Source organism: Streptomyces sp. NPDC058576, from assembly GCF_042718715.1.
Lineage (GTDB): Bacteria > Actinomycetota > Actinomycetes > Streptomycetales > Streptomycetaceae > Streptomyces.
Map to the genome: position 1 here is coordinate 90,509 of NZ_JBHXPF010000028.1, position 7,129 is coordinate 97,637.

7 protein-coding genes are annotated in these 7,129 nt (G+C 72.3%); 2 read left to right on the forward strand and 5 right to left on the reverse strand.

The annotated features are described in order from the left end of the window. Positions 1–14 precede the first annotated feature (14 nt). Positions 15–875, forward strand: a complete 861-nt coding sequence (locus ACFWRV_RS20815) for an endo alpha-1,4 polygalactosaminidase (RefSeq protein ID WP_384336605.1) — start codon at positions 15–17, stop codon at positions 873–875. Between the two features lie 15 nt (positions 876–890). Here the strand turns inward: ACFWRV_RS20815 and ACFWRV_RS20820 are convergent, their stop codons facing one another. Beyond that, positions 891–1,679, reverse strand: coding sequence for a VOC family protein (locus ACFWRV_RS20820; RefSeq protein WP_384336607.1), 789 nt, complete (start codon positions 1,677–1,679; stop codon positions 891–893). 311 nt (positions 1,680–1,990) lie between these two features. Here ACFWRV_RS20820 and ACFWRV_RS20825 point away from each other — a divergent pair, with 311 nt between their 5' ends. Next, entirely contained in the window at positions 1,991–2,575 is a 585-nt protein-coding gene (locus ACFWRV_RS20825) for a DinB family protein (protein WP_384336609.1), read from the forward strand. Between the two features lie 12 nt (positions 2,576–2,587). Here the strand turns inward: ACFWRV_RS20825 and ACFWRV_RS20830 are convergent, their stop codons facing one another. The 4 genes from ACFWRV_RS20830 to ACFWRV_RS20845 all read right to left on the reverse strand — a co-directional run. Continuing rightward, positions 2,588–3,268, reverse strand: coding sequence for a lysophospholipid acyltransferase family protein (locus tag ACFWRV_RS20830; RefSeq protein WP_384336611.1), 681 nt, complete (start codon positions 3,266–3,268; stop codon positions 2,588–2,590). A 194-nt stretch (positions 3,269–3,462) separates the two neighbouring features. Then, positions 3,463–5,064, reverse strand: coding sequence for a glycoside hydrolase family 13 protein (locus ACFWRV_RS20835; protein ID WP_384336613.1), 1,602 nt, complete (start codon positions 5,062–5,064; stop codon positions 3,463–3,465). Positions 5,065–5,222: 158 nt separating this feature from the next. Then, the gene (locus ACFWRV_RS20840) at positions 5,223–6,176 is read right to left on the reverse strand and encodes a carbohydrate ABC transporter permease (protein ID WP_384336615.1); all 954 of its coding nucleotides are present in this window, start codon (positions 6,174–6,176) and stop codon (positions 5,223–5,225) included. Between the two features lie 18 nt (positions 6,177–6,194). Further along, positions 6,195–7,129, reverse strand: a 935-nt coding sequence (locus ACFWRV_RS20845) for a carbohydrate ABC transporter permease (protein WP_384336617.1), incomplete at its 5' end; no start/stop codon positions are given.

Sequence of the window (7,129 nt, forward strand, 5' to 3'; positions counted from 1 at the left end):
GCACGGGAGTACGAATGCCCCAGCACGCCGTCCGTCCTCTGCTCCGCCGCAAGCGCACCCTCGCCGCACTGGCCGGCGGGATCGCGGTCGCGACGGGAGCGGGGCTGCTCCTGTCCCACGCCTCCGCCACGGGCTCCGCCGCCAAGGCCGCGCCGAAGGTCGTGCCACCCACGGCGAACGCGGTCTTCGACTACCAGATCGGCGGCGCGTACACCCCGCCCGCAGGGGTCGGAGCCCTCTCCCGGGACCGTACGGCCAAGCCCGCCAAGGGCCTCTACAACGTCTGTTACGTCAACGCCTTCCAGACCCAGCCCGACGCCCTCGGCTGGTGGGAGAAGAACCACCCCGATCTGCTGCTGCGCGACGGCGACGGCGAGCTGGTCAATGACGAAGCGTGGGGCGAGGCACTGCTCGACACCTCGACCGCGGGCAAGCGGACCCGGCTGGCGAAGATCGTCGGAGGCTGGATCGACGGCTGCGCGACGTCCGGTTTCCAGGCGGTGGAGCCGGACAACCTCGACTCCTACGAGCGGTCCGACGGTCTGCTGACCCGGGCGCACAACGCGGCGTTCGCGAAGCTCCTGGCCGACCGCGCGCACACGGCGGGCCTGGCGATCGGCCAGAAGAACACCACGGACCTGCTGGGTCAGCGGAAGAAGATCGGGTTCGACTTCGCCGTCGCCGAGGAGTGCGGCCGCTACGACGAGTGCGCCGACTACGCCTCCGCGTACGGCAACAAGGTGTTCGTCGTCGAGTACACCGCGGGCGACTTCACCGAGGCGTGTTCCGCCGTGGGGGCGAAGGTCTCGGTGGTGCGCCGGGATCTCGACGTCGTCCCGGCCGGGCGGCCGGGGTACGTGTTCCGCACCTGCTGAGGGCCGGTGCGGCGGCTACGCGGGGTGGGCGCAGACGGTGAAGACGCCGCCGTCGGGGTCCCTGATCACCGCTTCGGTTCCGTCGGCGGGCGAGTTCGCCGACGGGCCGGCCGTTCCGCCCGCCGCACGGGCCGCCTCGGTGACCGCGTGCAGGTCCGCGACCTGGAAGCGGACGTGCCAACGGGGGCGCAGCAGGGGGTCGGGGGACGACGCGTCCCCGCCGCCGCGCAGGGTGGCCACGGTACGGCCGCCCTGCCGTACGACGACCGCGTCCTGCTGGTACGCGTAGCCGACCTCGCAGCCGCCGGGTTCCTCGGAGGCCCAGCCGAACACCTCGGCGTAGAAGATCGCGGAGTCGAAGGCGTGGCTGGTGCGCAGTTCGAGGGAGGCCGGAGCGCTGTCCCGGCCGAACGACCAGGGCGGGGTCCGCCCCTCCCAGAAGCCGAACGCGGCCCCTTCCCGGTCGGCGGCCACGGCGCCCCGCCCGGGGCCCAGCCGGATCGGGCCGACGGCGATGGTGCCGCCCCGTTCACGGACCCGGGCCGCGGCGGTGTCGACGTCCGCGACGGCGAAGTACGGGGTCCAGGAGACGGCCGTGGGCAGACCGGGGGCGATCTGTCCGATCCCGGCGACGGGCAGGGCGTCGACGTGGGCGACGGAGAAGCCCTCGCCGAGGGTGCCGGAGCGGAAGGTCCACCCGAGAACGGTCCCGTAGAAGTCCTCGGTGGCCCGCAGGTCCCGGGTCATGAGGCTGACCCAGCACGGAATCCCGTGCACAGGGGTCCTCTGCTCTGCCTCGGTCATCGGGATCGGTCTCCTCGCCCCCGGTGGTGAGCCGCCGGACGTTGTCGCCGGTCCGCCGGGTGGGCCTGATGGTCACCGGCCGTCGCAGGCCGGTGCGCTCCGTGGCGTCACACGTCCTCCGGAGCGGCACGCCTCCATACCTACGCCGCCGGGGCGTCGGCCGCCACCCGGGCCGCGGCCCCGGACGGTGCGGAGCGCACACCTCGGCGCGCCTGGCGGACGGGAGCCGGGCACGTCCTCCGGACGGGAGCCCCGCGCTGTCGGCGTCCGGTGGCAGCCGCGTTGTCAGTGCCCGGTGACAGACTGCCCGCATGACCCTCTCGCAGCCGAAGGCCGACCTCCAGCACTATCTCCAGTCAGCCCGCGACGTCCTGTGGTGGAAACTCGACGGGCTCTCGGAGTACGACGTCCGCCGCCCCCTCACACCGACCGGTACGAATCTCCTCGGGCTGGTCAAGCATGCCGCAGGAGTGGAGCTGGGCTACTTCGGCGAGACGTTCGGGCGGCCGTTCGGCGAGGTGCTGCCCGCCTTCGAGGACGACGCCGAGGCGAACCAGGACATGTGGGCGACGGCCGACGAATCCCGCGAGGACATCCTCGCGCTCCACCGCCGGGTGGCGGAGCACGCGGACGCCACGATCGCCGAGCTGCCCCTCGACGCGGTCGGGCAGGTCCGGTGGTGGCCCGGCGAGCGGGGCCGGGTGACGCTGCACCAGATCCTGGTCCATGTGATCTCCGACCTGCAGCGGCATGCCGGGCACGCCGACATCGCGCGGGAGCTCATCGACGGGACGGTCGGGCTGCGGTCCGGCACCGACAACATGCCGCCGGGCGACCGCGCGTGGTGGGAGGGCTACCGGCAGCGTCTGGAGCGGGCGGCGCGCGAGGCGGGGTAGCCGTCTGCCGTCTCACGCAGCGCGTTCGGAGCGTCCGGCGAGCGCGGCGGGTTCGCCGAGGTGGTGAGCGGCGGTGCGCCAGGCGGCGGTGACGGCCGCGCGGGCCGTCGCGGTCGCCGTCTCGACCCCCGGCGGGAGGTGCAGCGGAGCGCCGATGTGGACGTGGAGCCGGGGGCGGCGGGCCGGAGCGGTGATGAGCCCGGAGATCTGCTTGACGCACGGGCCCGAGGTCACCCGGCGGGCGCCTGCCTGGCCGAGCGGCACGACGGGCGCCCCGGACGCGTGCGCGAGGCGGGCGAGGCCGCTGCGGAAGCTCTCCGGCGGAGCCTCCGCCGCGTCCGTCCGGCAGGGCAGCCGCCCCTCGCCGTAGATGAGCAGATGGCGGCCGTCCCCGAGCGCGACGGCGGCCGCGTCGAGGGCGCCCGCCGCCCGGTCGGTGTTGCGGTGCACGGGCACACGGCCGCCGCGCTCCAGAAGACGGCCGAGGACCGGGATGCGCCACAGGCCCGCGGTGGCCATGACGACGGGTTCGACGCCGAGGCGCAGCAATGCGGCGAGGACGATGCCGGGGTCGGCCAGGGAGGTGTGGTTGGCGACGATGATGCTGCCGGCAGCCGGGGCAGCGGCGTGGTCGGACGTGACGGTGAGGCGTCCGAGCGAGGGGACGACGGCGGAGGCGATGCGGCTGAGCACGGTTCTCCCAAGGTCCGGCGGGCGCAGCCGTCCTGGTGGGCGGCGGTGCGGTGCGGAGCCCGCCCTTCTCGGCTTCGCCCGCTACGCCCTCATCGTCGCGGCGGCCGGGGCACGGGGCCTGAGTGCGGGTACTCAGGCCCCCTGGGTGGATCGCCCACGCGTCGGATGCTCCCCCGTCGGTGTGCCGTACCGGTTCAGACGGCCAGCCACACCGCCGTGTCCCGGGGCAGCCGGCCGTCGGCGTCCAGGGGACCGCTGGCGAGCAGGATCTCGGTGTGGGCGGGGAGCTGTACGGGCCGCTCGGCGAGGTTGACCGCGCAGACCAGGGCCTCGCCGCGGGCGAACAGCAGGAGTTCCGGGTCCTCGCCCAGCCAGCGCAACGGTTCGGTGTGCAGTGCGGTCAGCGAGCGCCGCTGCCGCAGGGCCTCCCGGTAGAGGGCCAGCACGGAGTCGGGGTCCTGGGCCTGGAGGTCGGCCGCGCGGGACGGCCAGTCGGCGGGCAGCGGGAGCCAGGGTTCCACGGTGGAGCCGAAACCCGCGTACGGTTCGTCGGCCGCCCAGGGCAGTGGGGTGCGGCAGCCGTCCCGGCCGGGGGCCCGCTCCTGGGAGCGGAAGTACATGGGGTCCTGGATCCGGTCCAGCGGCACGTCGGCCTCCGGCAGCCCCAGTTCCTCGCCCTGGTAGAGGTAGACCGAGCCGGGCAGGGCGAGCGAGAGGAGGGCGGCTGCGCGGGCGCGGCGGGTGCCGAGCTCCAGGTCGCTGGGGACGCCGAACGCCTTGGCCGTGAAGGCGAAGCCGGTGTCCTCGCGGCCGTAGCGGGTGACGGTGCGGGTGACGTCGTGGTTGCAGAGGACCCAGGTGGCGGGGGCGCCGACGGGCGCGTGTTCGGCGAGGGTCTCGTCGATGGCGCGGCGCAGCAGGGCGCCGTCCCAGGGGCAGCTGAGGAAGGTGAAGTTGAAGGCGGTGTGCAGTTCGTCGGGGCGGAGGTAGCGGGCGAAGCGCTCCGAGTCGGGCAGCCACACCTCGCCGACGAAGATGCCGTCGAACTCGTCGGCTATGGCCCGCCAGCCCCGGTAGATGTCGTGCAGCTCGTCCCGGTCGACGTACGGGTGCGGCCCCTGGTGTCCTTCGAGGTCCGGGAGCGCCGGGTCCTTGGCGACGAGGGCGGCGGAGTCGATGCGCACGCCGGCCACACCGCGTTCGAACCAGAACCGCAGGACGTCCTCGTGCTCCTGGCGTACGGCGGGGTGGGCCCAGTTGAGGTCGGGCTGCTCGGTGGCGAACAGGTGGAGGTACCACTCGCCGTCCGCCACGCGGGTCCAGGGCACTCCGCCGAACTCGCTCTCCCAGTCGTTGGGGGGCAGTTCGCCGTGTGCGCCGCGGCCGGGGCGGAAGTGGAAGAGTTCGCGCTCCGCGCTGCCGGGCCCCGCGGCGAGTGCCGCCTTGAACCAGACGTGCTGGTCGGAGACGTGGTTGGGAACGATGTCGATGATGGTCCGGATCCCCGCCTCGCGGGCTTCGGCGATGAGCTTCTCGGCCTCCGCGAGGTTGCCGAAGGAGGGGTCGATGGCCCGGTAGTCGGCGACGTCGTATCCGCCGTCCGCCATCGGGGACAGGTACCAGGGGGTGAACCAGAGCGCGTCGACGCCGAGTTCGGCCAGGTAGGGCAGCCGGGACCGTACGCCCGTCAGATCGCCGGTGCCGTCCCCGTCGCCGTCGGCGAAGCTGCGGACGTAGACCTGGTAAATGACGGCCGAGCGCCACCAGTCGTCGGCGGCGAGCTGGCTGCCTTCCATAAGGCGGGTTCCTTTCGGGCGGGGCGCGGTCGCCGGCGAAGTGGGCCGGTCCGCGCAACAGGGAGGAGCTGGAGGTTCTGACGCCGCCGCCCCGGAGCGGGGCGGGAAGGCCGGGGGCGGCGGCGGGTCCGGGGGCTCGCCGGGGGGGCGGGCGCGGGTCAGCCTTTCGTGCTGCCCGCGCTGATTCCGGCGATGATGTGCCGCTGGAAGACGAGGAACATCAGGACCATCGGGATGCTCGCGATGACCATGGCCCCGATCAGCACGGTCAGCGGGACGTTCTGCGAGAGCTGCACGAGGGCCACGCTGATCGGCTGTTTGTCGGTGTCGGAGAAGACCATCAGCGGCCAGAGGAAGTCCTGCCACACCGCGACCAGCGCGAAGATCGACACGACGCCGAGGACGGGCCTCGACAGGGGCAGGACGATGGACCAGAGGGTGCGGAGTCTGCCCGCCCCGTCGATCTCGGCGGCCTCCAGGACGTCGCGCGGAATCTGGTCGAAGAATCGTTTGAGCAGATAGAGGTTGAAGGCATTCGCGACGGCCGGCAGCCAGATGGCCAGCGGATCGTTCAGCAGGTTGACGTGGATCAGCGGCATGTCGGCGATGGTGAGGTACTTCGGTACGACGAGGGCCTGCACCGGGACCATGAGGGTGGCGAGGATGCCGCCGAGGATCACGTTGCCGAAAGCCGGCTTGAGCTTGGACAGGGCGTAGGCGGCGGCTGTGCAGAAGACGATCTGCAGCACCCAGGCGCCGGTCGCCTGAACGACCGTGTTCCACAGGTGGGTCGGCAGCCGCATCAGGTCCCAGGCGTCGGTGTAGCCGCTGACCTGCCACTGCTCGGGAACGAGGGTGGGCGGGGTGCGCACCACTTCCTCGGGCGGTTTCATCGCGCCCGTGACCATCCAGTAGACGGGGAAGAGGAACGCGAAGGCGAAGAGCAGGACGACGAGGGTGAACACCGACCAGTACGTGACCTTGCCGCGGCGTCCGGCGAGCGCCAGCGGTGAGATGACAGTGCGTACGGACCGCTCGGCCGGGGCGTCCCCGGAGCGCTTGCCGAGGGCGGCGGGCGGCTGCTGTACCGGGGGCGGAGCTGTCTGGGTCATAACGGGGCGACGCTCCTCTCAGTCGGTGCGGGTGAGTCGCAGATACAGGGCGGAGAACGCGCTGAGCACCAGCAGGAGCATCACGCTGAGGGCGGACGCGCCGCCGAAGTCGTTGTAGAGGAAGGCGTACTTGTAGATGAGGTAGAGCACGGTGACCGTGGAGTTCTCCGGGCCTCCGCCGGTGATGACGAAGGGTTCGGTGAACACCTGCATCGTCGCGATGACCTGAAGGAGCATCAGCATCAGGATGATGAAGCGGGTCTGCGGGATGGTCACGTGCCGGACGCGCTGCCAGACGGAAGCGCCGTCCAGCTCGGCGGCCTCGTACAGCTCGCCGGGAATGCCCTGGAGGGCGGCGAGGTAGATGAGGACGGTGCCGCCCATGTTGGCCCAGGTGGCGACGATGACGAGCGAGACCAGTGCGGTGTCGGCGCCGTTGGTCCAGTTCGAGGTCGGCAGGTGGAGGAAGCCGAGCACCTCGTTGGCCAGGCCCGCGCCCGGATCGTAGAACCACTTCCACAGCAGGGCGCTGACCACCGGCGGGATCATCACGGGGAGGTAGACGACGACCCGGAAGAACGCCTTGGCGTGCCGCAGTTCGTTGAGGACGAGCGCCATGAGGAACGGGATGGCGAACCCGATGACCAGGGCGAGCACGGTGAAGGTGAGCGTGTTGCGCCAGGCGGCCGTGAACTCCGGGTCCTGGAAGACCCGGGTGAAGTTCGCGGTGCCGACCCATTCGGGGTCGGAGCCGGGGGTGTACTTCTGGAACGCGATGATCACCGACCGGACGGCCGGGTACCAGGAGAACAGGATGAAGCAGAGCAGGCCGCCGATCAGGAACCCGTAGGCGGTGGCCTGGTCGGCGATCTTCCTGCGCAGCGGACCCAGGGGCCCGCGGCCCGCCGGGCGCGCGCCCCCCGGGGGTGGCGGGGCACCCGCGGGCCCCGGGC

What these genes read in the sequence shown, in the direction of transcription:
- ACFWRV_RS20840 (WP_384336615.1), bottom strand. Translation starts at nt 6,176, where the DNA reads ATGACCCAGACAGCTCCGCCCCCGGTACAGCAGCCGCCCGCCGCCCTC.
- ACFWRV_RS20820 (WP_384336607.1), bottom strand. Translation starts at nt 1,679, where the DNA reads ATGACCGAGGCAGAGCAGAGGACCCCTGTGCACGGGATTCCGTGCTGG.
- ACFWRV_RS20815 (WP_384336605.1), top strand. Translation starts at nt 15, where the DNA reads ATGCCCCAGCACGCCGTCCGTCCTCTGCTCCGCCGCAAGCGCACCCTC.
- ACFWRV_RS20835 (WP_384336613.1), bottom strand. Translation starts at nt 5,064, where the DNA reads ATGGAAGGCAGCCAGCTCGCCGCCGACGACTGGTGGCGCTCGGCCGTC.
- ACFWRV_RS20825 (WP_384336609.1), top strand. Translation starts at nt 1,991, where the DNA reads ATGACCCTCTCGCAGCCGAAGGCCGACCTCCAGCACTATCTCCAGTCA.